3 protein-coding genes and 1 pseudogene are annotated in these 2,104 nt (G+C 72.1%); all 4 read right to left on the reverse strand.

Translation table 11 applies throughout. The features are described 5' to 3' along the window. Positions 1-788 (reverse strand): annotated as a pseudogene (locus UWG_RS30095) (hypothetical protein); the annotation flags it as partial. A gap of 4 nt (positions 789-792) precedes the next feature. Further along, positions 793-1,143: a hypothetical protein gene (locus UWG_RS0114705; protein WP_016907981.1), complete on the reverse strand. Its 351-nt coding sequence runs from the start codon at positions 1,141-1,143 to the stop codon at positions 793-795. A gap of 22 nt (positions 1,144-1,165) precedes the next feature. Next, a complete protein-coding gene (locus tag UWG_RS0114710; RefSeq protein ID WP_016907982.1) occupies positions 1,166-1,468 on the reverse strand; it encodes a hypothetical protein in 303 nt (100 codons plus the stop codon). 34 nt (positions 1,469-1,502) lie between these two features. Then, on the reverse strand, positions 1,503-1,862 hold the full coding sequence (locus UWG_RS0114715; RefSeq protein ID WP_016907983.1) for a hypothetical protein: 360 nt from the start codon (positions 1,860-1,862) through the stop codon (positions 1,503-1,505). Positions 1,863-2,104: the final 242 nt, after the last annotated feature.

Below are 2,104 nucleotides of genomic sequence, written 5' to 3' on the forward strand. Positions count from 1 at the left end.
ACCGGGTCGATCCAGCGCCCCGACGACGGGTCGAACTCCCGCCCCGTCGCCGGGTCGACGAGGAATCCGGTACCCGGGCTCCGTACCCACCCCGCGAAGTCCCCTCCGTCGGGCCCGACGATCGACGAGTGCGGGTACGAACCTGCGCCCACCGTCGCCCCGTTGGGCGCGACGACGACGGGTCCGTGCCCGCCCGCGCCGAGGCCGAGCTCTCCGCCCCCGGCGGAGAGCGCGCCCGCACCGCGGACTCCCCCGCCCGGCGCGGGCGAGACCTCGGGCGCCGTGGGGGCGTCGCCGCCCGTGACGCCGCCGATCACGTGGTCCAGTGCGGAGAGCTCCTGGATCGCCTCGCGGGCGAGTTCGTTCATCCGCTGGACGTGCATGGTGCTGCCCTTGTCCGCCTGCACCTGGAGGGAGCCGGACGCCGCGGCCGCGTCCTCGTCCTTGCTGTTCTTCGCGTCCTGGTTCTTCTCGTACTCGATGCGGAGGCTCTCGGCCCGCTCCGCCGCCTCGGCCGCCGCGCCGCCCGCGTCCTGGAGCTGGCGGCTGATCGCCATCGCCAGCGAGGACGCCTGGCCGCCCCAACCCCCCGTTGCGCCGAGGCTGTCGGCGAGTTCGGCGAGACCGACACCGGGTTCGGCCGAGGTCTCGCCCGCGACGCGCCCCAGGTCGTCACCGGTGCGCGTGGCGACGCCCGCGAGCGCCATCCAGGCGCCCGCGGCAGCCTTCATCTCGTAGTCGTTGACGCTGAGGATCTGCGAGACCGTCTGGTAGAAGTTGTCGCTCATCGGCTCACTCCGGCAGCATCTCTTGGCCGCCGCCGGGGCGCTGGTCCGCCGCCAGCTTGTTCTGGAGGGCGACCTCCTCGTCCGTCATGTTCGCCAGGTCGGCCACCTCCCCCGCCCGGTCGACGATGTTCTCCACGGAGACGCCGTGGCGTTCGGCCTGCTCCAGCATCGCGCGGGCCGCGCTCTCCAGCGCGTCGGCCGCGTCCCCGCCGCTGGGAACCGAGCCGAACATGCCGCGAGCCGCGGCGATCCGGAGGAAGCCCTCCCGCAGCGAGATCCCCGTGGCCCCCGCCGCGCCCTCCTGCGTACCCCGCGCCGCTTCGGCGTTGAGGTGCTCGCCTTCCCCGTCCGACATGCGTCCTCTCCCTCGTCCCCGCTTAGCGGCCGGCGGCCCGGCGCATCGCCTCGCCGCCCTCCATCGCGATGTCGCGGGAGCGTCCCATCGCGGTGTTCTGGAGGCCGAGGTTCTCCCCGAACTGCTCGACCTTGCGTACGTAGTTGTCGTTGCGGTCGCTGAGGACCGACTGGAGGCCGGAGTCGATCTCGCCCTCGGGGAAGAGCCCCTCGATGCGGCGGATCACGTCCGTCCAGATCTCGTTGCACTCGGTCAACTGCCGTACGCCGGCCTGCTGCACGTCGCCCATGGCGGCGTCGCTGAACCTGTAGTGGCCGTCCTGCATCTCCGTCTCCGCTCTCTCGTCCCTCGTGTGCGGCTCAGGCGCGCATGCCGAGCTGGATGTCGCCGGCCTGCCCGCCTCCTGCGCCCCCGCCGGCCGCCGACGTCTGGACCTGCTGGACCTGCTCGTCGGTGTTGTGGCCCTGCTCGCCCGTGAGGTTGAGGTCCGAGCGCAGCCCCTCCAGTTCCTCGGCGAGCGCCCTGCCGACCGAGGCGAGGTCCGCGTAGGTGCCCTGCGCCACGGCGGTGCCGCTGCTGGAGAAGGCCGTCGTCACGTTGTCGCCCTGGGCGCCGATGATCGTGGACGACTCCTGCATCCGCTCGAAGGCGTCGTCGACGATGCCCTCGATCGCCTTCAACGCCTCCGTCCCGACATTGACGTCGTACTCGTCGCTCATAACTGCCTCCTCGGGCCCAGGCCCGCACCGATCGGCTCCCCGGTTTGCGATCGCGCCGGTTTACCAGCACGTGCTCCAGCATCGTAGGAAGCGGTCGTATCAGATCCGTATCAACCGCGTCTGCGCTTCGCACCGTCGTTTGCAGACGCCTGGAATTCCCTTGCGCAACTACTGTCCGCCCGGCAACGGTCGGAGCCGTCCGCACGGTGCGGCCGGGCGGGGCGGGGCGCCCCGCCCCGCCC

Source organism: Streptomyces xiaopingdaonensis, assembly GCF_000262345.1.
GTDB lineage: Bacteria > Actinomycetota > Actinomycetes > Streptomycetales > Streptomycetaceae > Streptomyces > Streptomyces xiaopingdaonensis.